Annotated in this window: 23 protein-coding genes and 1 riboswitch; of the genes, 15 read left to right on the top strand and 8 right to left on the bottom strand. The window is 36.6% G+C overall.

What is annotated here, in order from left to right; genetic code table 11:
- Positions 1–161: 161 nt before the first annotated feature.
- The gene (gene purD, locus NSS74_RS27690; protein WP_340814715.1) at positions 162–1,433 is read left to right on the top strand and encodes a phosphoribosylamine--glycine ligase; all 1,272 of its coding nucleotides are present in this window, start codon (positions 162–164) and stop codon (positions 1,431–1,433) included.
- A 37-nt stretch (positions 1,434–1,470) separates the two neighbouring features.
- Here purD and NSS74_RS27685 read toward each other — a convergent pair whose 3' ends face one another.
- The 3 genes from NSS74_RS27685 to NSS74_RS27675 form a co-directional block, all read right to left on the bottom strand.
- A complete protein-coding gene (locus NSS74_RS27685) occupies positions 1,471–1,635 on the bottom strand; it encodes a toxin-antitoxin system HicB family antitoxin (RefSeq protein ID WP_001085171.1) in 165 nt (54 codons plus the stop codon).
- Positions 1,636–1,650: 15 nt separating this feature from the next.
- Positions 1,651–2,496 (bottom strand): SPFH domain-containing protein, encoded by an 846-nt coding sequence (locus NSS74_RS27680; protein ID WP_002063557.1) that lies wholly within the window; start codon positions 2,494–2,496, stop codon positions 1,651–1,653.
- Positions 2,497–2,716: 220 nt separating this feature from the next.
- Complete coding sequence (locus tag NSS74_RS27675; protein WP_002124877.1) at positions 2,717–3,100, bottom strand: YgaP family membrane protein; 384 nt, start codon at positions 3,098–3,100, stop codon at positions 2,717–2,719.
- Positions 3,101–3,582: 482 nt separating this feature from the next.
- Between NSS74_RS27675 and NSS74_RS27670 the strand changes: the two genes are divergently transcribed.
- From NSS74_RS27670 to pruA, 6 genes are all read left to right on the top strand, one after another.
- Entirely contained in the window at positions 3,583–4,272 is a 690-nt protein-coding gene (locus NSS74_RS27670) for a heptaprenylglyceryl phosphate synthase (protein WP_002029470.1), read from the top strand.
- Between the two features lie 12 nt (positions 4,273–4,284).
- A complete protein-coding gene (gene pcrA, locus NSS74_RS27665) occupies positions 4,285–6,516 on the top strand; it encodes a DNA helicase PcrA (RefSeq protein WP_002010031.1) in 2,232 nt (743 codons plus the stop codon).
- A 15-nt stretch (positions 6,517–6,531) separates the two neighbouring features.
- Positions 6,532–8,541, top strand: a complete 2,010-nt coding sequence (gene ligA / locus NSS74_RS27660) for an NAD-dependent DNA ligase LigA (protein WP_002010032.1) — start codon at positions 6,532–6,534, stop codon at positions 8,539–8,541.
- 16 nt (positions 8,542–8,557) lie between these two features.
- The gene (locus NSS74_RS27655) at positions 8,558–9,754 is read left to right on the top strand and encodes a CamS family sex pheromone protein (protein WP_340814713.1); all 1,197 of its coding nucleotides are present in this window, start codon (positions 8,558–8,560) and stop codon (positions 9,752–9,754) included.
- A 94-nt stretch (positions 9,755–9,848) separates the two neighbouring features.
- On the top strand, positions 9,849–10,619 hold the full coding sequence (locus NSS74_RS27650; protein WP_002029466.1) for a TSUP family transporter: 771 nt from the start codon (positions 9,849–9,851) through the stop codon (positions 10,617–10,619).
- 153 nt (positions 10,620–10,772) lie between these two features.
- Positions 10,773–12,320, top strand: a complete 1,548-nt coding sequence (pruA, locus tag NSS74_RS27645) for an L-glutamate gamma-semialdehyde dehydrogenase (protein ID WP_002029484.1) — start codon at positions 10,773–10,775, stop codon at positions 12,318–12,320.
- A 330-nt stretch (positions 12,321–12,650) separates the two neighbouring features.
- Here pruA and NSS74_RS27640 read toward each other — a convergent pair whose 3' ends face one another.
- Complete coding sequence (locus NSS74_RS27640) at positions 12,651–13,196, bottom strand: cysteine hydrolase family protein (protein ID WP_078176021.1); 546 nt, start codon at positions 13,194–13,196, stop codon at positions 12,651–12,653.
- A gap of 241 nt (positions 13,197–13,437) precedes the next feature.
- A riboswitch (SAM riboswitch) is annotated at positions 13,438–13,542 on the top strand.
- Positions 13,543–13,668: 126 nt separating this feature from the next.
- On the opposite strand from NSS74_RS27640, the gene NSS74_RS27635 reads away from it, so the two are divergent.
- Genes NSS74_RS27635 through NSS74_RS27625 form a run of 3 tightly spaced genes read left to right on the top strand, consistent with a single transcriptional unit; the run spans position 13,669 to position 16,219 of the window.
- Positions 13,669–14,688: a methionine ABC transporter ATP-binding protein gene (locus NSS74_RS27635; protein ID WP_002010037.1), complete on the top strand. Its 1,020-nt coding sequence runs from the start codon at positions 13,669–13,671 to the stop codon at positions 14,686–14,688.
- Positions 14,678–15,343 carry a methionine ABC transporter permease gene (locus tag NSS74_RS27630; RefSeq protein WP_340814709.1) on the top strand — a complete coding sequence of 222 codons (666 nt, stop codon included), beginning with the start codon at positions 14,678–14,680 and terminating at the stop codon, positions 15,341–15,343. The genes NSS74_RS27635 and NSS74_RS27630 overlap by 11 nt, the downstream gene beginning before the upstream one ends.
- A 21-nt stretch (positions 15,344–15,364) precedes the next feature.
- Positions 15,365–16,219, top strand: a complete 855-nt coding sequence (locus NSS74_RS27625; protein ID WP_002029488.1) for a MetQ/NlpA family ABC transporter substrate-binding protein — start codon at positions 15,365–15,367, stop codon at positions 16,217–16,219.
- A gap of 167 nt (positions 16,220–16,386) precedes the next feature.
- On the opposite strand, the gene NSS74_RS27620 is transcribed toward NSS74_RS27625, so the two are convergent.
- The 4 genes from NSS74_RS27620 to NSS74_RS27605 form a co-directional block, all read right to left on the bottom strand.
- Positions 16,387–16,869: an HXXEE domain-containing protein gene (locus tag NSS74_RS27620; protein ID WP_002140198.1), complete on the bottom strand. Its 483-nt coding sequence runs from the start codon at positions 16,867–16,869 to the stop codon at positions 16,387–16,389.
- 63 nt (positions 16,870–16,932) lie between these two features.
- Positions 16,933–17,124: a DUF3926 domain-containing protein gene (locus tag NSS74_RS27615; protein WP_002091335.1), complete on the bottom strand. Its 192-nt coding sequence runs from the start codon at positions 17,122–17,124 to the stop codon at positions 16,933–16,935.
- Positions 17,117–18,298, bottom strand: coding sequence for an ArsA family ATPase (locus NSS74_RS27610; protein WP_002140199.1), 1,182 nt, complete (start codon positions 18,296–18,298; stop codon positions 17,117–17,119). Before NSS74_RS27610 ends, NSS74_RS27615 begins: the two co-directional genes overlap by 8 nt.
- 228 nt (positions 18,299–18,526) lie before the next feature.
- Complete coding sequence (locus NSS74_RS27605) at positions 18,527–19,009, bottom strand: MarR family winged helix-turn-helix transcriptional regulator (RefSeq protein WP_002140201.1); 483 nt, start codon at positions 19,007–19,009, stop codon at positions 18,527–18,529.
- A gap of 230 nt (positions 19,010–19,239) precedes the next feature.
- On the opposite strand from NSS74_RS27605, the gene NSS74_RS27600 reads away from it, so the two are divergent.
- The 5 genes from NSS74_RS27600 (at position 19,240) to NSS74_RS27580 (ending at position 24,249) form a co-directional block, all read left to right on the top strand.
- Positions 19,240–19,476 carry a YiaA/YiaB family inner membrane protein gene (locus NSS74_RS27600; protein ID WP_002029490.1) on the top strand — a complete coding sequence of 79 codons (237 nt, stop codon included), beginning with the start codon at positions 19,240–19,242 and terminating at the stop codon, positions 19,474–19,476.
- 141 nt (positions 19,477–19,617) lie between these two features.
- On the top strand, positions 19,618–19,908 hold the full coding sequence (gene gatC, locus NSS74_RS27595) for an Asp-tRNA(Asn)/Glu-tRNA(Gln) amidotransferase subunit GatC (protein ID WP_000086999.1): 291 nt from the start codon (positions 19,618–19,620) through the stop codon (positions 19,906–19,908).
- 14 nt (positions 19,909–19,922) lie between these two features.
- Complete coding sequence (gene gatA / locus NSS74_RS27590) at positions 19,923–21,380, top strand: Asp-tRNA(Asn)/Glu-tRNA(Gln) amidotransferase subunit GatA (protein ID WP_002010048.1); 1,458 nt, start codon at positions 19,923–19,925, stop codon at positions 21,378–21,380.
- Between the two features lie 14 nt (positions 21,381–21,394).
- A complete protein-coding gene (gatB, locus tag NSS74_RS27585; protein WP_002010050.1) occupies positions 21,395–22,822 on the top strand; it encodes an Asp-tRNA(Asn)/Glu-tRNA(Gln) amidotransferase subunit GatB in 1,428 nt (475 codons plus the stop codon).
- Positions 22,823–23,343: 521 nt separating this feature from the next.
- Positions 23,344–24,249, top strand: a complete 906-nt coding sequence (locus tag NSS74_RS27580) for a diacylglycerol kinase (RefSeq protein WP_002010051.1) — start codon at positions 23,344–23,346, stop codon at positions 24,247–24,249.
- Positions 24,250–24,412: the final 163 nt, after the last annotated feature.

Below are 24,412 nucleotides of genomic sequence, written 5' to 3'. Positions count from 1 at the left end.
TGCGGTACTCATGTAGGAAAGCTACACTCCGTGTCCTCCTGGCAAATGCGCCTTGACCTGCTCGGTTCTCTTGATCCTCCTTTTTAAACTTTTATTGATATGAAAACAAACTAGGAGCATAGCTTCTAGTTTGTACTTATTTAATTATTGGGGGATGGAATATGAATGTTTTAGTAATTGGCCGTGGTGGACGTGAGCATGCTTTAGCTTGGAAGTTTGCACAATCTGAAAAGGTAGAAAAAATATATGTAGCGCCAGGTAATGAAGGTATGCGAGACGTTGCAACACCAGTTGATATTGATGAGAATGATTTTGATGCATTAGTCTTATTCGCAAAAGAAAACAATGTAAGCTTAACTTTCGTTGGACCAGAAATTCCACTTATGAATGGAATCGTTGATCGCTTTAAGGAAGAGGGACTTCGTGTATTTGGACCTAATAAAGCGGCTGCGGTTATTGAAGGTAGTAAAGCTTTTACGAAAGAATTGATGAAAAAGTATGATATTCCAACTGCGGCATATGAAACTTTTACAGACTATGAAGAGGCAGTAAAGTACATTCAGAAAGTTGGTGCACCGATCGTAATTAAGGCAGATGGGTTAGCTGCTGGTAAAGGTGTAACAGTAGCAATGACGCTTGAAGATGCATTACAAGCTGTGAAAGAAATGCTGCAAGATGTGAAATTCGGTGAAGCAAGCAAGAAGGTCGTTATTGAGGAGTTTCTAGATGGACAAGAATTTTCATTAATGGCATTCGTAAATGGAACAACCGTACATCCAATGGTAATTGCTCAAGATCATAAACGCGCTTTTGATGCTGATAAAGGTCCGAATACAGGCGGAATGGGTGCATATTCTCCAGTACCACAAATTCCAGAATCAGCAGTTCAAGAAGCGATTCAAACAGTATTACACCCAACTGCCAAGGCGATGATTGCAGAAAACCGTTCGTTTACAGGTATTTTATACGCAGGTCTTATTTTAACAAATGATGGTCCAAAGGTAATTGAGTTCAATGCACGCTTTGGCGATCCTGAAACGGAAGTTGTATTACCACGCTTAGAAAATGATTTAGTTGATGTATGTAACGCTGTATTAGATGAAAGTGAATTAACGTTACAATGGTCAAAGGAAGCAGTTATTGGTGTCGTACTTGCTTCGAAAGGATATCCAGAAGCATATAAAAAAGGTGAAATTATTAACGGATTAGATGCACTGCAAGATGTAATAGTTTTCCATGCGGGTACAGCGATGAAACATGGTGACTTTGTAACAAACGGTGGCCGTGTATTATTTGTTGCTTGTAAGGCGAATAATTTACAAGAAGCGAAAGATAAGGTCTATAAAGAAATCGGTAAAATTGAGAGTGATGGTTTATTTTACCGAAGTGATATAGGATATCGTGCAATTGGGCATGAGATGACGAGAAGCTAATATATAAAAAATCCCGCTGATTTCTCAGCGGGATTTTTTATGCATCTTTATCTTTTTTTAATTTCCCTTTTTGCTTTGCCATTTCTCGAAGTAAATACTCGATGTGTGCATTGACGCTACGAAACTCATCATTCGCCCATTTTTCGATGACTGCGTGTAATTCAGGATCAATACGTAATGGAAAGCTTTTCTTTTTGGCCATAATCACTTACAACCTTTAGTATAGGCTTCCTGTATTAATAACCGGTTGCGCACCTTTATCTGAAACGATGGCAACTAATAAATTGTTCACCATATTTGCTTTACGCTCGTCATCGAGTTCCAGTACGCCTTCTTCATCTAACATATGGATTGAATCTTTCGCCATCTTCACAGCACCTTCAACAATCTCTTTTCTAGCAGCTAATACTGCTTTTGCTTGTTGACGTTGGAGCATTGCATGGGCAATTTCTGTTGCGTAAGCTAAATGCGTTAAACGAGTTTCTAATACTTCTACGCCAGCGATTTCAAGGCGTGCTTCTAACTCACGCTTTAATTCTTCAGAGATTTCTTCAGTATTTCCTCGTAACGTGATACAAGTTTCATCTTGGAAATTATCATAAGGATATTTTGTAGCAACGTGGCGGATTGCTGTTTCGCTTTGAATTTCTACGAATCGATCGTAATGCTCAACACCAAACATTGCTTTTGCGGAATCAACAACTTTATATACGATAACGGCTGCAATTTCAATTGGATTGCCCTCAACATCGTTTACTTTTAATTTCTTACTGTTAAAGTTTTCAACACGTAAAGATACAGTTTGACGAAACGCGAATGGAATTGTTAAAAATAAACCATTTTGACGAATTGTTCCTAAATAACTACCGAAGAACGTAATAACTTTCGCTTGATTCGGTTGAACGATACCGATACCTGTAGCTAAAACAGATGCTAATATGAGAGCTAAAATAGCTATTACAAACATTTCTTGTACAAGGCAAAATACACCGATAGCGGCTAAAACTAAAATTCCAATAACGCCGAGAAATCCATTAACATAAAATACTTGTTTTTCTTTCATATGATCGCCTCCTTGATATAAAAATGATATCACTTTTATATCATTACATGCAAGAGGGTTACACCTAATTTTCTGAATTTTATTGTTTGATATCTTTTATGTACGTTTTAAGGGTAAAAACAAGAATGTACGTTCTGTTTCGTGGTAAAATAAAGAAGACTTAGCTGCCCACTGCAGCAGCTAAGTCCCTTTGAGAGCATCTTGCATCGTGACAAATGATTCAAAGCGGTTTTGCCAGGATTAATTCTTCAATCGCTGACTCAATCTCTTTGTCAGAAGTGTCATAACTTCCATCTGACTTTGACTTTGGCTTGTCATGACTGGAAGCTGAATTAACTTCTTCTTTATTATGTCCTTTTTCAGTGAAATTCATGCTAGGCATTTTAAATGCGCTCATATTCATATATTTTCCAAACTTACAGGCTTCAACAATAGGGCAGAAACGAACGATCCCCTCCGCAATTTTCATGGCACCAATCCATAGCAAAACTTTAGACCAAGTGCACCAAGGTTTACGTACGAGTTTAGCTGTACTACAACCGAAGAGGATGAGTCCGAGTGTAATTCGAATTAGAGCACTAATTGTGCCGATGTTTTGCTTCATTAGAAAAACACTCCTTTTTAATTAACTTCGAAATAGAAAATACTATTTCATTTGTTAGTATTCCGTATAAGTTTTTTGATATGTAATCCAACATTTGACGTTGAAAAAGATGTTGGATTGGGCGTGTGTGTAGGTAGTTTTTTTTGTTATAATGAAAGAATGCGTAAAAGGAAGTTCAAAAAGTCCGGTAAAGATAGCTGTCGCATTTCATCGTTGCATACGCCAGTCCGGTACTCATGTAGGGAAAACTACATTCCGTTCCTCCTGGCGAATGCGCCTCGATCTGCTCGGCTCTCTATATCCCCCTTTTTGAACAAATATAGTAGGGAAGTTCAAAAAGTCCGGTAAAGATAGCTGTCGCATTTCATCGTTGCATACGCCAGTCTGGTAAAGATATAGCAAGGAATGTAAAAAATCTTGATAAAAATTAACTGTTATTTTGAACAGAAATTATATAACTAGAGAAAAGAAAGGGTGTTTTCATGTACGATATTTCCAAATGGAAACATGTATTTAAGCTTGATCCAAATAAGGAGTTAAGTGACGAACATTTAGAAATGATTTGTGAATCTGGAACGGATGCTGTTATTGTAGGCGGAAGTGATGGTATAACAATTGATAACGTATTACACATGCTAGTTAGCATTCGTAGATATGCAGTGCCTTGTGTATTAGAGGTTTCTGATGTGGAGGCAATTACACCAGGATTTGATTTTTATTACATCCCAAGTGTTTTAAATAGCCGAAAAGTAGAATGGGTAACAGGTGTTCATCATGAGGCATTGAAAGAATTTGGGGATATTATGGACTGGGACGAAATTTACATGGAAGGGTATTGTGTTTTAAACCCAGAAGCGAAAGTAGCCCAGCTTACAGATGCAAAATGTGATTTAACAGAAGATGATGTTATTGCATATGCGCGTTTAGCAGACAAGCTATTACATTTACCGATATTCTATTTAGAATATAGCGGGACGTATGGAGACATTGAGCTTGTTAAAAATGTAAAAGCAGAATTGAAACAAGCTAAGCTATATTATGGCGGTGGTATTTCTAATGCAGAACAAGCGAAAGAAATGGCACAGTATGCTGATACAGTAGTTGTTGGAAATATTATTTATGATGATATAAAATCGGCATTAAAAACAGTTAAAGCAGTAAAAGGAGAGTAGGTGCAGGCACATATGAGTACGACAGATAAGTTATTAAATGGTTTAAATCCGCAGCAACAAAAAGCAGTACAAACAACAAATGGAGCACTTCTATTAATGGCAGGCGCAGGTAGTGGGAAAACACGTGTGTTAACACACCGTATTGCATATTTACTTGGTGAAAAAGGTGTGGCGCCATGGAATGTACTAGCAATTACCTTTACAAATAAAGCTGCTCGTGAAATGCGTGAGCGTATTGATAAACTTGTTGGACCAGAAGCAGAAGATATTTGGATTTCTACGTTCCACTCTATGTGCGTACGTATTTTACGACGTGATATTGACCGCATTGGTATTAATCGTAACTTTACAATCTTAGATTCAGGTGATCAGTTAACTGTAGTAAAAAAAATTATGAAGGAGCGCAATATTGACCCGAAGAAGTTTGAGCCGCGCTCTATTTTAGCGGGTATTAGCAATGCGAAAAATGAACTGTTATCTGCAGATAAATATGCAAAAAAAATTACAACCGCTGATCCATATGAAAAATTAACGAGCGATGTATATACAGAATATCAAAAACGTCTTTTGAAAAATAACTCATTAGACTTTGATGATTTAATTATGACGACGATTCAGCTATTTGAACGTGTTCCAGAAGTACTAGAGTTTTATCAGCGTAAATTCCAATATATTCACGTTGATGAGTATCAAGATACGAACAAAGCTCAGTACCTTCTTGTTAAACATTTGGCATCACGTTTTAAAAACCTTTGTGTTGTTGGTGATTCGGATCAGTCTATTTACCGCTGGCGCGGGGCTGACATTTCTAACATTTTGTCATTCGAAAAAGACTATGAGAATGCACAAGTTATTCTGTTAGAACAAAACTATCGTTCATCACAAAATATTTTAAATGCAGCTAATGCTGTAATTGAAAAAAATTCAAACCGTAAACCGAAGAAATTATGGACAGAAAATCAAATTGGAAGCAAAATCTCGTATTATCGTGCTGCAACCGAAAAGGACGAAGCGTATTTTGTTGCGAAAAAAATTCGTGATGATATTCAAATGGGGAACCGAAAATATACTGATTTTGCAGTGTTATATCGTACAAATGCCCAGTCTCGTATGATTGAGGAGATTTTCCTAAAATCTAATATCCCTTACAAAATTGTCGGAGGTACTAAGTTCTACGACCGTAAAGAGATTAAAGACATTTTGGCGTACTTACGTTTAATTGGGAATCCAGATGATGAGATTAGTTTTGGACGTATTATAAACATGCCAAAGCGCGGGATTGGTGCGACTTCTATTGATAAAATTATTAATTATGGTGTGCAAAACGGAATCTCATTAACTGCTGTATTTGATGAGATTGAGCATGTTGGTGTAAGTGCAAAAATAACAAAAGCAGTAAAAGAATTCGCAAGTTTATTACACAACTGGGTAAATATGCAAGAGTATTTATCTGTTACAGAATTAGTAGAAGAAGTTATTGAGAAGACAGGCTATCGTGATATGTTGAAAAATGAGCGTTCTTTAGAAGCAGAAGGTCGTTTAGAAAACTTAGACGAGTTTTTATCTGTTACACAAACATTTGAATCCCAAAGCGAAGATAAGAGCCTTGTTGCATTCTTAACAGACTTAGCTCTTGTTGCGGATATTGATCGTGTAGATGAAGATCCAACTGCTGGTGAAGAAGTTATTTTAATGACGATGCACTCAGCGAAAGGATTAGAGTTCCCAGTTGTCTTTATTGTTGGCTTAGAGGAAGGGATATTCCCGCATACTCGTTCTCTTATGGAAGAGGATGAAATGCAAGAAGAGCGTCGTCTTGCCTATGTAGGTATTACTCGTGCAGAAGAAGAGCTATACTTATCCAATGCTCAAATGCGTACTTTATTTGGTAGAACAAGTATGAATGCAGCATCTCGATTTATTACAGAAATTCCGGCAGAATTAGTAGAACCATTAAACGAAACAGCACCGAAGCGTGAAACTTCGTTTGGTGCAAAAGGAAGAACGACAAGCGCAACTACAACACGTTCTCGTTCAGCTTTCGCGCGTCCGGCTGTTAAGACGACAGGTGGCGAGCAAATTGGCTGGGGAATAGGCGATAAAGCTGCTCACCAGAAGTGGGGAGTCGGTACAGTTGTAAGTGTAAAGGGTGAAGGAGATTCAAAAGAATTAGATATTGCGTTCCCAAGCCCAATTGGTATTAAACGTTTATTAGCAAAATTTGCACCTGTGACGAAACAATAAGAAAGGACTGAGGATATGTCAAAAGAGATAGCCAAAAAACGTATAGAAGAATTGCGTGATTTGTTAAATACATTTAACTATCAATATCACGTATTAGACAATCCTTCTGTTTCTGATGCGGAATATGACCGTGATATGCAGGAGCTTATAAAATTAGAAGCAGAGAACCCAGAGTTTATGAGTGAAGACTCTCCCTCCATTCGCGTTGGGGGGACTGTTCTTGATATATTTGAAAAGGTAACGCATAAATCACCAATGTTAAGTTTAGGAAACGCGTTTAATGAAGGAGATTTGCGTGATTTTGATCGAAGAGTACATCAGGGAATTGATGATGCGAATGTAAGATATATATGCGAATTAAAAATTGACGGACTTGCTGTTTCACTTCATTATGAAAAAGGACGCTTCATTCAAGGAGCAACACGTGGTGATGGTATAACGGGTGAAGATATTACCCAAAACTTAAAAACGATTAAAGCTATCCCGCTGCGTTTAAATGAAGAAGTAACGTTAGAAGCACGAGGCGAGGCTTATATGCCGAAGCGTTCATTCGTTAAATTAAATGAAGAAAAAGAGCAAAATGGTGAAGATGTATTTGCGAATCCACGTAATGCGGCAGCAGGATCGATACGCCAACTTGATCCGAAAATTGCAGCGAAGCGTAACTTATCTATGTTTGTGTATGGTCTTGCTAATGTAGAAGAAAAAACAATTCCATCCCACAGTGAATCACTGGATTTCTTAGGTGAGCTTGGATTTAAGACGAATCCAAATCGTCGTACATGTGAAACAATTGAAGACGTAATAGCCTATGTAGAAGAGTGGCAAGAAAAACGCCCGCATCTTGATTATGAGATTGACGGAATCGTTATAAAAGTAGACGATGTTGCTATTCAAGAAAGCTTAGGGACTACAGCAAAGAGTCCAAGATGGGCAATAGCTTATAAATTCCCAGCTGAAGAAGTTGTGACGAGATTAACAGGGATTGAATTAAGTGTCGGCCGCACAGGAGTTGTAACACCAACTGCAGAGCTCGAGCCAGTTAGAGTGGCTGGTACTATCGTTCGTCGTGCTTCTTTACATAACGAAGATTTAATTCGTGAAAAGGATATTCGAATTGGTGACTACGTTGTTGTGAAAAAGGCTGGAGATATCATTCCTGAAGTTGTGAACGTTATTTTTGATAAGCGTACTGGTGAGGAAGAAGAATATCATATGCCAACGCATTGTCCAGCATGTGAGAGTGAACTTGTTCGTTTAGAAGAAGAAGTAGCACTTCGATGTATAAATCCGACTTGCCCAGCTCAAATTCGTGAAGGATTAATCCATTTCGTTTCAAGAAATGCAATGAATATTGATGGACTTGGAGAACGTGTAATTACACAACTCTTTGATGCGGATTATATTCGTACGTTTGCTGATTTATATTCATTGACGAAAGAGCAATTATTAGAACTAGAACGTTTCGGTGAAAAATCAGCAACAAATTTAGTCCAAGCAATTGAGAATTCTAAGGAAAACTCATTAGAGCGATTATTATTCGGTCTTGGTATTCGTCATGTCGGTGCGAAAGCGGCACGTACATTTGCTGAGCATTTCGAAACGATGGATGAGCTTGTGAAAGCGACGGAAGAAGAATTAAAAACAATTAATGAGATTGGTGAAAAAATGGCTCAATCCGTTGTAACGTATTTCGATAATGAAGACGTATTAGAGCTATTACAACAATTTAAAGAGTATGGCGTGAACATGGCATACAAAGGTATAAAAATTGCTGATTTACAAAATGTTGAATCGTACTTCGCAGGAAAAACTGTCGTCTTAACAGGGAAATTAGAAGTTATGGGCCGCAGTGAAGCGAAGAAGAAAATTGAGGCATTAGGTGGAAAAGTAACAGGAAGTGTTAGTAAAAGTACGGATTTACTTGTTGCTGGTGAAGCTGCAGGCTCGAAATTAGCGCAAGCAGAGAAGCACAATGTTGAAGTTTGGAATGAAGAGAGGTTCTTACAAGAGCTGAATAAGTAAGAGGTGCAAACTTACGATGAAAAAAATAGCGTTAGCAGTATTAAGTCTTAGCCTACTTGTAAGTGGGTGTAGCATTGGTTCTAATAAAGATGAAAAAGCAGTTGAGAAATCGGGGAAAGCGAAAGAACAAGCAGTTATCCCGAAATACTCCATTTCGGATGAATATTATAAGACAACGGTTCAATTTGATCCAGGTAAGGCACGTGGTTTAGTTGTACAAGGTTTAAATAGTCGTCTAGATGTAGATGAATTTGAAACAGGATTAATGCGCATTGCCAAAGAATCATTTAGTACGAAAGATTATTTCTTTAAAGGCGGAAAGGTTCTAGAGGCTCAAAATATACAAATGCTTGTAAAAAGGAAGCGTACAGATGCTGAACAAAAAGAGCTAGAGGATAAGTTGAAAAAAGATGCAGTTAAATTTCCGAATATCGGACTGAATCCAGCCTTAAGTGAAGGTTCGGAGTCACTAGAAGTGAAAAATAAAAAACATCCAATGTATATCTCAAATATTTTAGAGCATGATTACTACGTACAAAAAGGTGGGAACGATGCTGAACCTGATGGCATTGTAATTGGATTAGCGATGAATTCTATTCAATATTATGAGGAAGAGCATGGGTATCCACGTGAGGCTGCAATCCCAAATGAAAAAATGTTAGCTGAAGGGAAAAAAATGGCCCAAGAAATCTTGAAATTCATGCATCAAAAAGACGCTGCGACAAAAAATGTTCCGATAACATTTGCAATTTATCGTCAAAGTCCAAAGTCTTCGCTTGTACCAGGGAATTTTGTTTCTTATGCTAAGGTAGAAAAAGGTAGTGAAACGGTTGAGGATTGGAAACCAATCAATGAGAAATATTATTTGTTCCCGTCAGAACAGGCAAAAGCGGATAATAAACGTGAAGACCTTGCAAGGGTGTCAAACTTTAAAGCGAAGTTAAGTGAGTATTTCCAAGGCGATTATACAGCTGTTATCGGTACTGGAATGTATAGAGATGATGAATTAAGAGAAATGAAGCTCGATATTCCTGTCCAATTCAATGGGAAAGCTGAAGTAATTGGTTTTACACAATATGTAGCTGGACTTGTTATGGAATACTTCCCGAATTATATGAAAGTACAAGTAACAATTAAATCTGTAGAACGTCCAGAAGCAATTATTATACGTGAAGCGAAGCAAGATGAACCATTTGTGAAAATTTTAGATTAAAGATGAGAGCTGTTCCATAAAGGAACAGCTTTTTTTCTTGAAAAATTTTGTTATAATTTTAAATGTTACAAATAAAGGGGTAAGGGGCAAAGTCATGGAAGAACTAAGCTTTCAAGTCATTATTTTATTAATTGCATTCGGATTTTTAGCTGCTTTTATTGATTCGGTTGTTGGAGGGGGAGGGTTAATTTCGCTTCCTGCACTTATGTTTGTTGGTTTATCACCAGCTTCGGCAATCGCAACGAATAAATTAGCTGCAACGATGGGGACGCTTACGAGCACAATTTATTTTATTCGATCAGGTAAGGTGAATTTTCGGATTGTAGGAAAGTTAATCCCGTTAACTATTATTGGAGCAGTCGCAGGGGCTTTAGTAGTAAAGTTTATTCCGCCTGATATTTTGCGTCCACTAGTGCTCGTAATGTTGGTTTTTATTGCCATTTATATTATTGCGAAAAAAGATTGGGGAAGTGCATCTACCTATAAAAAGATGACAAAAGGAAAAACATTGATGTTTTTCTTTGTTATTTTAATGATAGGATTTTATGATGGATTTTTTGGACCAGGGACAGGATCCTTTTTAATTTTTGCATTTTTATTAATTGGTTTGGATTTTATTCAAGCGGCAGCATCTGGAAAACTTTTGAACTTCGTTAGTAATATCGTATCTTTAATTACTTTTTTATTTTTAGATGTGATTCATTTTGAATACGGTATAATTATGGGCTTATCAATGATTTTAGGTGCTTATTTTGGATCGAAGTTTGCGGTTCAAAAAGGTGTTGGATATGTAAGGACTTTATTTTTATTAGTTACTATTTTATTAATCGGGAAAAATGTTTTGGAATATACTCATATTTTGTAGATTCATACGTATGTATGAATCTCTTTTTTTTATTATATTTTAAAAATTTATTAATTTTTAAAATATAAGTCTAGGAATATTTGAATAAATCTAAATTATCGTGTAGAATAATGTTGTAAAATGTAAACGTTTTTCTAAGGGGAGGCTAAAAAGATGGTAGTAGCATACAAACATGAGCCATTTACAGATTTTTCAGTAGAGGCTAACAAATTAGCATTTGAAGAGGGTTTAAAGAAAGTAGAATCTTATCTTGGACAAGACTATCCATTAATTATCGGGGGAGAAAAAATCACTACAGAAGACAAAATTGTTTCTGTAAACCCTGCAAATAAAGAGGAACTTGTTGGTCGTGTTTCAAAAGCAAGCCGTGAATTAGCTGAAAAAGCAATGCAAGTAGCGGATGCAACATTCCAAACTTGGAGAAAGTCAAAACCAGAAATGCGTGCAGATATTTTATTCCGTGCTGCAGCAATCGTTCGTCGTAGAAAACATGAGTTCTCTGCTATTCTTGTAAAAGAAGCAGGTAAACCATGGAATGAGGCAGATGCTGATACAGCAGAAGCAATCGACTTTATGGAATATTATGCTCGTCAAATGTTGAAATTAAAAGACGGTATTCCAGTAGAAAGCCGTCCAATTGAATATAATCGTTTCTCTTACATTCCATTAGGAGTAGGTGTTATCATTTCTCCTTGGAATTTCCCATTCGCAATTATGGCAGGTATGACAACAGCTGCTGTAGTTTCTGGTAACACAGTATTACTAAAACCAGCTAGTACAACTCCTGTAGTAGCAGCGAAATTTATGGAAGTATTAGAAGAAGCTGGTTTACCAGCTGGCGTAGTAAACTTCGTTCCAGGTAATGGCTCTGAAGTTGGTGACTACTTAGTAGATCACCCTCGTACACGTTTCGTTAGCTTCACTGGATCTCGCGATGTAGGTATTCGTATTTACGAACGTGCAGCAAAAGTAAACCCGGGACAAATTTGGTTAAAACGTGTTATCGCTGAAATGGGCGGTAAAGATACAATCGTTGTTGATAAAGAGGCAGATCTTGAATTAGCAGCTAAATCTATCGTTGCATCAGCATTCGGATTCTCAGGACAAAAATGTTCTGCATGTTCTCGTGCAGTAATCCATGAAGATGTATACGATCATGTATTAAATCGTGCTGTTGAATTAACAAAAGAATTAACAGTAGGTAACCCAGATGCAAAAGATATTAACATGGGACCTGTTAATGACCAAGCTGCATTCGATAAAGTAATGAGCTATGTTGCAATTGGTAAAGAAGAAGGTAAAATCGTATCAGGTGGCGAAGGAGACGATTCTAAAGGCTGGTTCATCCAACCAACAATCGTTGCTGACGTTGCAGAAGATGCTCGTTTAATGAAAGAAGAAATCTTTGGACCAGTAGTAGCATTCTGTAAAGCAAAAGACTTTGATCATGCACTTGCAATTGCAAATAATACAGAATACGGTTTAACAGGAGCAGTTCTTTCTAACAACCGTGACCATATTGAAAAAGCACGCGAAGACTTCCACGTTGGTAACTTATACTTCAACCGTGGATGTACTGGTGCAATCGTAGGTTACCAACCATTCGGTGGCTTTAACATGTCTGGTACAGACTCTAAAGCTGGTGGCCCTGACTACTTAGCACTTCACATGCAAGCAAAAACTACTTCTGAAACTTTATAAGAAATAGTAGAAAAGATCTTCACAGACTGTGAAGATCTTTTCTTTTTGAGAAACTCTCTATAGCAGAAGTAATCGATTTTATAGAAGCTAGTTAATTTCAATCAAGAAAAGGTTGCCAAATATTACTATTTGTTCTTTTGAATTAGTTAAACCCTATTAATATCGGGATAAACATGAAAATAGAAACAAAACAGCGAGAAAAATTGACTTATTAGTCATATTTTTTAGTATTCATTTTGAGGATTTCCTGTATAATACAATTTGAAAGAAAATCTATGGTTAGACAAGAGAACACTCCTTTCGGCTTTGCTAACTGAAAGGAGTGTTTTTTTAGGTCGCTAAAAACTCTTCTGTACTCATTATATTTGCGTATACTCCATTTAAACTCGCCAAAATTGTATTATGAATATAAACAGCTGGTATAGTAGCATTCTTAAATGAAAGATCTTTTGTAGCACAAGCATCGTGTATTACGGTACAGTGAAGGCCAAAATCAAAAGCAGCTCTTACTGTAGCATCAATACACATATGGGTCATCATCCCGCATATTACGACGTGCTCAACTCCTGAACGTTGTAATTGTTCTAGAAGATCAGTTTCTCGGAAGCTATTTGGATAATGTTTAAGGATCACGGTTTCCTCTCTAAGTGGACGGACATTTTCGTGAATATGGACACCTTCTGTATTGGGTAGGAAAAAAGTAGTGCTATCTTTTATAGCTACATGTTGGATATGAAAAATAGGTTCGTTTCTTATTCTAAAATGTTGTAGTAGCTGACTAGCATATTCACTTGCTTCTACTGGATTACGTAATTCCATCATTCCGCTTGGAAAATAATCATTTTGAATGTCGACGAGCAAAAGAGCTGTTTTCATATATCTATCTTCCTCCGATTTCATATTCAAATAATGTTATTCAATGAGTAGAGAAGATTCTCCTTTTTAAAAGTATGAGTGAGAAGGATTTTACATAACTTTAAAAATCACTATTGTATTGTTACTTCTTATTTTAAAATTCAAATAGAGAAATAATTAATATTTTTCCGAAAAATGTATTGACTCTCATTATTCTGAGTTCTATAATAAGACTTAATTAAACGACAATTAAATCGATACACTCTTATCCAGAGAGGTGGAGGGACTGGCCCTACGATACCTCAGCAACGGGTTTTTTAATACCGTGCTAACTCCAGCAAGCCTATAAAGGCTTGGAAGATGAGAAGATGTGAATGAGTACATATAAAAGTGCTCTCCTTCTTATCTTTTATTACTGATAAGAAGGAGAGCACTTTTTATTTTACCTCGAAAGCTCTACTTCAAGTTTTTACAGCATATAGGAGGGAAGAAAATGATTTCTTTTAACAATGTAAGTAAAGTATATGAATCAGGTGGGCAATCTGTTCATGCGGTTGAGGATGTAACGCTGTCAGTTGAAAAGGGCGAAATTTTTGGCATTATCGGATTTAGTGGTGCTGGAAAGAGTACGCTATTACGTTTAGTAAATATGTTAGAAAGACCAACTGCAGGAACAATTTCAATAGATGATAAAGATATTACATCATTATCGGCGAAAGAATTACGGACACTAAGACAAAGGATTGGGATGATTTTCCAGAGTTTCAATCTATTTAATTCAAGAACGGTGTTTGGGAACATTGCTTATCCATTAAGGTTAGCGAAATTGCCGAAGAATGAGATAAAAGAAAGAGTGAATGAACTACTAAAATTTGTTGGTTTAGAAGATAAAGCGAACTATTATCCAGAACAGTTATCAGGTGGACAAAAGCAGCGTGTTGGGATTGCAAGAGCACTTGCGACATCACCGGATATTCTCATATGTGATGAGGCAACATCAGCTTTAGATCCGGAAACAACAACAGAAATCTTAAATTTATTAAAGAAAGTAAATAGAGAGTACAATTTAACGATCCTACTTATTACACATGAAATGCACGTTGTGAAAGAAATTTGTCACCGTGTAGCCGTTATGGAAAAAGGAAAAGTAATTGAGGAAGGAAAACTGTTTGACGTTTTCACACAACCAAAAACAAAGACAACTCAAAATTTTGTACGCTCTGTTATTAATGATCACTTACCAGAAAGTGTTCTAGCGAAAATTCAAAACGGAGGTCAGATTTATCGCCTGACTTTTACTGGGGAAGAGACAGGGCAGCCTGTACTATCATATATTGCGAAAAACTATAACGTCGATGTAAATGTTCTTTATGGAAATATTATTGAACTCCAAAATGTGCTATTTGGAAATCTTCTTGTAGAACTACAAGGTGAACAGAAAGAAATTCAAAAAGCATTACAACATCTAAGACTGCAAGTGCAGCTGAAGGAGGTAGAAGCTCATGCGAGTTGATTGGAGTATATTTTGGCCTCGCATATTAGATGCGACGGGGGATACCCTCTTAATGGTAATTGTAACCCTTATATTTGCTACAATTCTTGGTATACCTCTAGGTTTACTATTGTATGTGACGAGAAAAGGGAATTTTTTAGAAAATAAATGGGTCTTTTCTATTCTTAATATCATAATTAATACAATTCGTCCGGTTCCATTCATTATCTTTTTAGTAGCTTTAAGCCCACTAACAAGAAGTGTTATTGGAACGACGATTGGAACGGCTGCAGCAATCTTCCCAATGACGTTAGTTGCATCAATTGGTATTGCTAGAATGGTTGAAACAAATCTTGTTTCTGTGCCGAAAGGAGTAATTGAAGCAGCTCAATCAATGGGCGCTTCACCACTTAGAATTGTTTTTGAAATCCTCGTACCAGAAGCTTTAGCACCATTGATCCTAGGTGTCACGTTTATGACGGTCGGTTTAATTGAATTTTCTGCAGTCGCAGGACTTGTCGGTGGTGGCGGTCTTGGTGACTTAGCAATGACATATGGTTATCAACGCTTTGATACGTCAGTTATGTTTGTAACGGTCGTTTTACTTATTATTCTTGTACAGGTGGCTCAAAATTTAGGGAACTACTTTGCGAAAGTCTTTTTACGCAGATCATAAAAAGGAAGAGGGGAAAAGAAAATGAAGAAAATTTTAGCATTTGCATTATCAGCGATCGTAGGAATTACAGCATTAAGCGGCTGCTCAGGTGGAGACACAGGTGCAGGAGCGAAAGAGAAAGTAGTTCGCGTCGGTGTAACTGGAACAGATGGAGACGTTTGGGAAATTTTAAAGAAAAAAGCTGAAAAAGAAGGGATTAAAATTAAACTGGTTGAGTTCTCTGATTACACAACACCCAACAAAGCGTTAGCTGATGGAGATATTGAACTAAACTCATTCCAGCACATTGCTTTCTTAGAGCAATTTAAAAAGGAGCATAAGTTAGATATTACAGCTGTTGGTACAACGCAAATTGCACCGATGGGCTTATACTCTGAAAAATATAAGAAAGCAAATGAAATCCCAGATGGTTCGGAAATTGCTATTCCGAATGATCCAACGAACCAAGCACGTGCATTAAAACTTCTTGATGCAGCTGGCTTATTAAAGCTTAAGAAAGATTTTGGTCTATTTGGGGATCCAAGCGGTATCGCTGAAAATCCGAAGAAGCTAAAAGTTACACCGGTTATCGCACAGCAAACACCTCGTGTGTTAAAAGATGTAGCGGCTTCAGTTATTAATAACGGTGTTGCTGGTCAAGCTGGATTAGACCCAGCGAAGGATCCAATTTTCTTAGAAGATCCAAATAATGAAAATGCAAAGGCCTATATTAATATTTTCGCAGCTCGTACGAAAGATAAAAATGATCCAACACTGAAAAAAGTAATTGAGTTATACCATTCAAAAGAAGTAACAGATGCAATTAAGAAAGAAACAAATGATGGTTCAATTTCAGTAGATCTTTCACTTGATGAGCTTGAAAAAATCGTAAAATAATTATTGAGTTTAACGACTAACAGTAGGAACCCCTCCGCTGTTAGCTCGTTCAACATATAATCTACTTAACAAACAAAACCCTAATTCTGTACCTTCTAATTTTGTATAACATAGAATCCAATGTTTGTTAAGTAGAGTGATGGACCAGGAGTTTTCCTGGTCTTTTTTTAATTAAAGTAGCTGGCTAATAATAAGGAAATCCAAATTATGATTGGGTAAGAGATTAAACTAAAAATGAGTGTACTTGCTAATTTCTTTTTAGGGATTAATAGTTTCTTTGATGAAAATAAGAAAAGAGAAAATAGGATAATGATAGATGCTGAGATTACTCCTGGATTATAAGAACGATAAATGAAATACAAGATAATATGCTGAACGGCGTTAAAGAAGATACAGCCCTGTATAAAAATGATCAAATAAATAGAAGATATGATGCTTAATTGATATAGAATGACTATGAGTAAGACGAAGGTTGTTAATACGGAAATTGCAATGAAAAATTGTTTGTTAGTTATAAAATGGATCGAAAATCGATTAGCGATATATTGTGGCATTTGGAAAGCTTCTTCAAGGTTATGAAAAAAGAATAGAAGGGGGATTAGCCAGATTGTATTAGTGGTGAAATGTCTTGTTGAAGATGTTTTTATCAACTTATATCAGCTCCAATAAAGGGATAGAAAGCCTATAAGAAAAGGCTTTCTACAAGGGTATAGTTATTCAATTATGATGCTTTTTAAATTACTCTCAGGTTGCGGTTGTTCTTCAGCATAGGAGGAGAGCTCCTCTTGCAAAATATTTAGTGCGTGCTTAGCTGATTGCTGAATCGGATTCGGTAGCTCTTCTAATATACGCATACCGATTTTTATTTTTGTACGAATTACCTTTCTTAGTAATTCATCATGCATGTACTACACCTCCAAACCGAATGTTTAGTACATCATCTTCAAACTTAGCTCCTTGAATAGAAAGGTGTGTTAATGTTTTTGGTAAGGTGATATTTCGCTTCATAGAGCCGGCTCGAATAATAAGCTCATCACCTTTTTGATTTAATGAAAGTTCACTTTTGTTTGAGAAGGGAATGGACAGAACGAAAATATACTCATCGCCATCTTTTTTTACATATTGTGTGCGGCCATTAAATTTTACTTCAGTAGGAGAAGGGTCTGATTTAAATAAAGCATTTCCTACACGCTCTAACATAGCTAAACCAACAACTTCTTGTTCAAACATGGGAGCTTCGTAAATAGGAAGTGGCTGAAAACTATCTTTAATTAACGCCTTATATTTCTTTTGTGTATCTTTCCATGCCTGAAAGTAAGGGTCGGTAACAGTGTTAGGGATGACGCGGTTAATCATAATGGCATCTACGTTATAATCGTATAAGTTTAAATAAGTAAAACTACGCTGAGCTTCTTTAATGACCATTTTTTCAGGATTTACAACAACGCGAATACTCGTTACTTTTCGGTTTGATAAAATATCTCTCATTTCTCCGAGCTGTTCAAGCGTATTCGTTAATTCGTCCATAATATCATCAGTTGGAAGGGGGACACCAAGAAGTGGTTGAGCTACAGGACGAACAACTTTTAAAATCTTCCTTTTAATAGGAAAGAGTTTTTCCATCCACCAGCCGAGCATGTCTGGAAAGCTAAGCATTGCTAAAGTTTCTCCAGTCGGTGCGCAATCAATAATGATGACGTCGTAAGTGTTGTGTTTATAGTAATCGAGTACTCGAAGTAAGCTAATTAAATCTTCCATACCAGGGAACATCGTTAATTCTTCTGTTGTAATATCATCAGCTGCTTTTGAAGTGAAGAGTAGTGTAATGTATTTCTGCAATTTCCCCCAGCCTTTTTCCATTTCATAAATAGTGTTAATTTCTTGTGCCCACAAGTTTTCACGAATTTCTAGTGGCTCAGAAGATAGTTTTATGCCAAATGAATCCCCTAAACTATGAGCAGGATCTGTACTCATTACTAATGTTTTTAATCCTTGTTTTGCACTTTGGATTGCTGTTGCTGCTGAAATGCTAGTTTTTCCTACGCCGCCTTTACCTGTATACAGAATAATTCTCATCATTAATATCCCCTTTGTTTCGAATTTCGAATATTACGAGTGTCGAAATATTTAATTGAATAAAAACCCAACTAGGGTCTTATCCCGCATTAACGGGCAGTAAGACTCCCGCCCAAAAATTCGACTGGAGCAAACAAATTAGGTGGGAGGTCAACTGTCCGTAAATGCCCGATTGGTTCAACTAATAATCAGTGAGGGATGAGAAAAACCCCCACTGATTAAAGTTTCACTTTATTCAATCGGAATGTTTTTCATTTTAGGTGTAGAAATCTTTTCTTCTGTTTTTTGCTGTGACGTAGCAATGTGATTCATGATCTTTTGGAATATTTGTAGTAAGAATGCTTTTTCTTCTTCTGACAATGCATCTGTCACTAGGCTAAAGTAATGGGCCGCATTTTGTTTTACTTCTTGAACGAGCATTACGCCGTTTTCTGTTAAACGAATTAATACAATGCGTCGATCGCTTTCATTCCGGTAGCGTTCAATATATCCCTTTTTTACAAGGCGATTTACAACGCCCGTTGTTGTACTCATCGGTATATCAAGAAGATCAGCAATTTTTGTCATTGTAATATCCGTATTTCGCTCCATCCAAAGTAAACAAAATACTTCTGTCTTGGAAAGTGTTAAATCAAGGCTTACCCATTCTTCAGGATAGAAAAGTTTCTTGGCGTTATCTAGCAGTAAGTCTAAAAAATGTTCATATTGTAACAATTATTTCCACTCCCGTATATTTCGAGGTTCGTAATATTTGTTTTTATTTTATGTGGAATTGAAATAAATGTCAATGTTTTTAACTGTTTTTTCAGATTTGAAAGAAAATTATCTTCAAAATAGAAATTTTTTGTGATAGATTAATAAATAGAAAAATGATTTTACATAAAAACCCATTGTGATAAATATATTTATCTATAATAGGTGTACAGCTAACGAGGGGGAGAACGATGAGAAGACGAAATACGCAAGCGTTCACGTTTTTAGCATGGACTTCATTTGTTTGTGCGCTTTCAGGAATGCTAATTGGGATTTATACGCTAGATGAAACGCTTAGTGTAAAAGGATACTATTTAATTGGAACATTATTTTTAACGATGTCTTGTTTTGTATTACAAAAAACAATTCGTGATAATGAAGAAGATAACGAGAGATTTCCGAAAAATAAATCGTTAGATAAAGAGTAAATTGTAAAGAAAGGCATTTGCCTTTCTTTTTTTATGTAAAAATACCGTAAGTGCCGTGTGTTGACTTGCTTGAAGTACTGGAAATTTGGTATCATCAATAGTATTGTAGATTGAACGATATATTATGGAGGTGGCCTAGCCGTGTCAAGAATTTCCGTTGAGAATGTAAAGCACGTAGCACATTTAGCACGTCTTGCAATTACTGATCAAGAAGCAGAAAAATTTCAAAAACAACTAGATGCAATTGTTACATTTGCAGAACAGTTAAATGAATTAGATACAACTGATGTAAAACCAACAACTCATGTATTAACTATGAAAAATGTTATGCGTGAAGATGTGCCAGAAAAAGGTTTACCAGTAGAAGAAGTATTAAAAAATGCACCGGATCACAAAGATAATCAAATCCGTGTTCCAGCAGTATTAGAATAGAGGAGGGAATTTCGATGTCATTATTTGATCATTCTGTATCAGAGTTACATAAGAAGTTAAACAACAAAGAAATTTCCGTTACGGATTTAGTAGAAGAATCTTACAAACGTATTTCGGATGTTGAAGATAACGTAAAAGCTTTTCTTACATTAGATGAAGAAAATGCACGCGCGAAAGCGAAAGAATTAGATGCAAAGATTGGTGCTGAGGATAATGGTTTATTATTCGGTATGCCAATTGGTGTAAAAGATAACATTGTAACTAACGGTCTTCGTACAACTTGTGCGAGCAAAATATTAGCAAACTTCGATCCAATTTACGATGCGACAGTTGTACAAAAGCTAAAAGCTGCTGACACAGTTACAATCGGTAAATTAAATATGGACGAGTTCGCAATGGGTTCTTCAAATGAAAACTCAGGCTTCTACGCTACAAAAAATCCATGGAACTTAGATTACGTTCCAGGCGGATCTAGTGGTGGTTCTGCAGCAGCAGTAGCAGCAGGAGAAGTATTATTCTCTCTAGGTTCTGATACGGGTGGTTCTATCCGTCAGCCAGCTGCATATTGTGGCGTTGTAGGTTTAAAACCAACTTACGGACGCGTATCTCGTTACGGATTAGTAGCATTCGCATCTTCACTTGACCAAATCGGACCGATTACACGTACAGTAGAAGACAATGCATACTTATTACAAGCTATTTCAGGTATTGACCGTATGGATGCAACTTCTGCAAACGTTGAAGTAGGAAACTACTTAGCTGGTTTAACAGGTGATGTTAAAGGTTTACGTATTGCTGTACCGAAAGAATACTTAGGCGAAGGTGTTGGCGAAGAAGCTCGTGAGTCAGTACTAGCTGCTTTAAAAGTATTAGAAGGTATGGGCGCAACTTGGGAGGAAGTATCTCTTCCGCACTCTAAATACGCTCTAGCAACGTATTACTTATTATCTTCTTCTGAAGCATCTGCGAACCTTTCACGCTTTGATGGCGTACGTTACGGTGTTCGTTCTGATAATGTAAATAACTTATTAGATCTTTACAAAAATACACGTAGCGAAGGTTTCGGTGATGAAGTAAAACGTCGTATTATGCTTGGTACATTTGCTCTTAGCTCTGGTTACTATGATGCATATTACAAAAAAGCACAACAAGTACGTACATTAATTAAAAATGACTTTGAAAATGTATTTGCTAACTACGATGTTATTATTGGACCAACAACGCCAACTCCAGCATTTAAAGTGGGCGAAAAAGTGGACGATCCAATGACAATGTATGCAAATGACATTTTAACAATTCCAGTAAACTTAGCGGGTGTTCCAGCGATTTCTGTTCCGTGTGGATTCGGTGCTAACAACATGCCACTTGGTCTACAAATCATTGGTAAACACTTCGATGAAACGACGATTTACCGCGTTGCACATGCGTTTGAGCAAGCAACAGACTATCATACAAAAAAAGCAAGTCTGTAAGGAGGCGAGCATAGATGAATTTAGAAACAATTATTGGTTTAGAGGTTCACGTTGAGTTAAAAACAAATTCGAAAATTTTCTCTGCGAGTCCAACAGAATTCGGAGCGGAGCCAAATACACAAACAAGTGTAATTGACTTAGGATACCCAGGGGTACTTCCTACTTTAAATAAGGAAGCAGTTAACTTTGCAATGAAAGCCGCAATGGCATTAAACTGTGAAATCGCAACGGAAACGAAGTTCGACCGTAAAAACTATTTCTACCCAGATAATCCGAAAGCTTACCAAATCTCTCAATTTGATAAGCCAATTGGTGAAAATGGTTGGATTGAAATCGAAGTAGACGGTAAAAAGAAACGTATCGGTATTACACGTCTTCATTTAGAAGAAGATGCTGGTAAATCAACGCATGCAGCTGACGGTTCATTAGTAGACTACAACCGTCAAGGTATGCCTTTAATCGAGATCGTATCTGAGCCAGATATGCGTACTCCAGAAGAAGCATATGCGTACTTAGAGAAGTTAAAATCAATCATTCAATATACAGGTGTATCTGATTGTAAGATGGAAGAAGGTTCTCTTCGTTGTGATGCGAATATTTCACTTCGTCCAGTTGGACAAGAGAAGTTCGGTACAAAAGCAGAACTGAAAAACTTAAACTCTTTCACTTACGTGCAAAAAGGTCTTGAGCATGAGCAAGTGCGCCAAGAAAAAGAATTATTATCTGGTGGTATCATCCAACAAGAAACACGTCGTTATGATGAAGCAACGAAGAAAACAATCTTAATGCGTATAAAAGAAGGATCTGACGATTACCGTTACTTCCCAGAGCCAGACTTAGTTGAACTTTACATCGACGATGAGTGGAAAGAAGAAATTCGTGCTTCTATTCCAGAACTTCCAGATGCACGTAAAGCTCGCTATGTTGAAGAAGTTGGCTTACCAGCTTATGATGCGCATGTATTGACATTAACGAAAGAGATGTCTGATTTCTTTGAAGCAACAGTTGCAGACGGTGCTGATGCGAAATTAACATCAAACTGGTTAATGGGTGAAGTACTTGCATACTTAAACAAACAACAAAAAGAATTAAAAGACGTTGCATTAACGCCAGCTGGCTTAGCTAAAATGGTTCAATTAATTGAAAAAGGTACAATTTCTTCTAAAATCGCGAAGAAAGTATTTAATGAATTAATTGAAAAAGGTGGAGACCCAGAAGAAATCGTTAAAGCGAAAGGTCTTGTTCAAATTTCTGACGAAGGAACACTTCGTAAGGTTGTAACAGAAATTCTTGATAATAATGAGCAATCTATTGAAGACTTTAAAAACGGTAAAGACCGTGCAATTGGCTTCTTAGTTGGTCAAATTATGAAAGCTACAAAAGGACAAGCAAATCCACCGCTTGTTAATAAAATCTTACTTGAAGAGATTAATAAGCGCTAAAAAAAGAGAAGAATTCTTATTTTTGAACGCTAAAATAGTATAGATTCTTAAAGATTAAACAGAAAAAACACCCGTATTTGGGTGTTTTTTCTGAGTTAATCAAACGTTTGTTTAAATGGGGAAAAATAATTTAAACAAACGTTTGATTAACTGTCAAAAGTGAAAAAATGTTTGTATAGCAACTATGGTATGATAGTTGCAAAAAGGTGGGAATAATGATAAATCTAGACATAGAGAGTTTTTTCATCTCATGAAATAATAGATAATTATTATTCATTATATGTAAATTGATGTGAGAGTTTTACTGCCCGTAAATAGCGGGATAAATTTCTTGGTTAAATAAAGCAAAACTATCAGGAGTGAATAGTTACTTTTGATGGGCTACACGAATCGGGTTCTTACTGCCTGTTTGAGCGGAATTAAAGAAGGATAGGAAGATGAGAGGAGGTAAGCATAGGGATACTGAATAAGGGTTCGGTGTATTCGTTTTTCAATGAATAAGGAATTTCCTGTGCTAATAAATGATGAAGCGAGCAAGAATTATTTATAATCCTACTTCTGGGCGCGAGCTATTTAAGAAGAGCTTACCAGAAGTATTACAAAAATTAGAACAAGCTGGATATGAAGCGTCTTGTCATGCGACAACTGGTCCTGGGGATGCGACTGTGGCAGCGAGGCAAGCTGCGGATCGTAAGTTTGATGTTGTTATCGCAGCTGGTGGTGATGGTACGTTAAATGAAGTAGTGAACGGTTTAGTAGGACATGAGCATCGTCCAAAGTTTGGAATTATTCCAGTTGGAACGACAAATGATTTTGCGCGTGCGATCGGTGTACCTCGTGTTATTGAAGAGGCTGCGGATATTATTTGTGAAGGAACAACGGTACCGTTAGATCTTGGTAGAGCAAATGATACATATTTCATTAATATCGCTGGTGGCGGCCGTATTACAGAATTAACATATGAAGTACCAAGCAAGCTAAAAACGGTATTAGGCCAACTTGCTTACTATTTAAAAGGAATCGAAATGTTACCATCATTACATCCAACATATGTTGAAATTGAGTATGATGGGAAGTTGCTACAAGAAGAAATTACGATGTTTTTAATTACGAATACTCGTTCAGTTGGTGGATTCGAAAAAGTAGCACCATATGCATCTATTAACGATGGATTATTTGATTTATTAGTACTGAAAAAAGGTTCTATCGCTGATTTAATTAAAGCAGCAACACAAGCGCAGCGTGGGGAACATATTAACAATCCGAAAGTACTATATACACAAGCGAATCGTATTAAAGTGCATTCACCTGATAAATTAATGATCAACTTAGATGGTGAATATGGCGGAGATGCACCAATGGAATTTGAAAATATATATCATTGTCTGGAACTATTTGTTCCTGAACATCAAGAGGATGCCCTGTAAAGGCATCTTTTTTTTGCTTTCACCTCACTATTTGCGAGCAATAAGATTCCCCCACTGATTAAAGTTTCTCTATGTGCAGATGAATTGTAAATTGTAAGTTAGTTTGATTTTTATGGTATTTTTACAATCCGTTTATTTTATATCCATATTTTATTGATACACT

Source organism: Bacillus sp. FSL E2-8868, assembly GCF_038005505.1.
Lineage (GTDB): Bacteria > Bacillota > Bacilli > Bacillales > Bacillaceae_G > Bacillus_A > Bacillus_A mycoides.
The sequence above is the reverse complement of the archived record's forward strand: the minus strand, read 5'-3'. Positions and strand labels throughout refer to the sequence as shown.

What these genes read in the sequence shown, in the direction of transcription:
- purD (WP_340814715.1), top strand. Translation starts at nt 162, where the DNA reads ATGAATGTTTTAGTAATTGGCCGTGGTGGACGTGAGCATGCTTTAGCT.
- NSS74_RS27685 (WP_001085171.1), bottom strand. Translation starts at nt 1,635, where the DNA reads ATGGCCAAAAAGAAAAGCTTTCCATTACGTATTGATCCTGAATTACAC.
- NSS74_RS27680 (WP_002063557.1), bottom strand. Translation starts at nt 2,496, where the DNA reads ATGAAAGAAAAACAAGTATTTTATGTTAATGGATTTCTCGGCGTTATT.
- NSS74_RS27675 (WP_002124877.1), bottom strand. Translation starts at nt 3,100, where the DNA reads ATGAAGCAAAACATCGGCACAATTAGTGCTCTAATTCGAATTACACTC.
- NSS74_RS27670 (WP_002029470.1), top strand. Translation starts at nt 3,583, where the DNA reads ATGTACGATATTTCCAAATGGAAACATGTATTTAAGCTTGATCCAAAT.
- pcrA (WP_002010031.1), top strand. Translation starts at nt 4,285, where the DNA reads ATGAGTACGACAGATAAGTTATTAAATGGTTTAAATCCGCAGCAACAA.
- ligA (WP_002010032.1), top strand. Translation starts at nt 6,532, where the DNA reads ATGTCAAAAGAGATAGCCAAAAAACGTATAGAAGAATTGCGTGATTTG.
- NSS74_RS27655 (WP_340814713.1), top strand. Translation starts at nt 8,558, where the DNA reads ATGAAAAAAATAGCGTTAGCAGTATTAAGTCTTAGCCTACTTGTAAGT.
- NSS74_RS27650 (WP_002029466.1), top strand. Translation starts at nt 9,849, where the DNA reads ATGGAAGAACTAAGCTTTCAAGTCATTATTTTATTAATTGCATTCGGA.
- pruA (WP_002029484.1), top strand. Translation starts at nt 10,773, where the DNA reads ATGGTAGTAGCATACAAACATGAGCCATTTACAGATTTTTCAGTAGAG.
- NSS74_RS27640 (WP_078176021.1), bottom strand. Translation starts at nt 13,196, where the DNA reads ATGAAAACAGCTCTTTTGCTCGTCGACATTCAAAATGATTATTTTCCA.
- NSS74_RS27635 (WP_002010037.1), top strand. Translation starts at nt 13,669, where the DNA reads ATGATTTCTTTTAACAATGTAAGTAAAGTATATGAATCAGGTGGGCAA.
- NSS74_RS27630 (WP_340814709.1), top strand. Translation starts at nt 14,678, where the DNA reads ATGCGAGTTGATTGGAGTATATTTTGGCCTCGCATATTAGATGCGACG.
- NSS74_RS27625 (WP_002029488.1), top strand. Translation starts at nt 15,365, where the DNA reads ATGAAGAAAATTTTAGCATTTGCATTATCAGCGATCGTAGGAATTACA.
- NSS74_RS27615 (WP_002091335.1), bottom strand. Translation starts at nt 17,124, where the DNA reads ATGCATGATGAATTACTAAGAAAGGTAATTCGTACAAAAATAAAAATC.
- NSS74_RS27610 (WP_002140199.1), bottom strand. Translation starts at nt 18,298, where the DNA reads ATGATGAGAATTATTCTGTATACAGGTAAAGGCGGCGTAGGAAAAACT.
- NSS74_RS27600 (WP_002029490.1), top strand. Translation starts at nt 19,240, where the DNA reads ATGAGAAGACGAAATACGCAAGCGTTCACGTTTTTAGCATGGACTTCA.
- gatA (WP_002010048.1), top strand. Translation starts at nt 19,923, where the DNA reads ATGTCATTATTTGATCATTCTGTATCAGAGTTACATAAGAAGTTAAAC.
- gatB (WP_002010050.1), top strand. Translation starts at nt 21,395, where the DNA reads ATGAATTTAGAAACAATTATTGGTTTAGAGGTTCACGTTGAGTTAAAA.
- NSS74_RS27580 (WP_002010051.1), top strand. Translation starts at nt 23,344, where the DNA reads ATGATGAAGCGAGCAAGAATTATTTATAATCCTACTTCTGGGCGCGAG.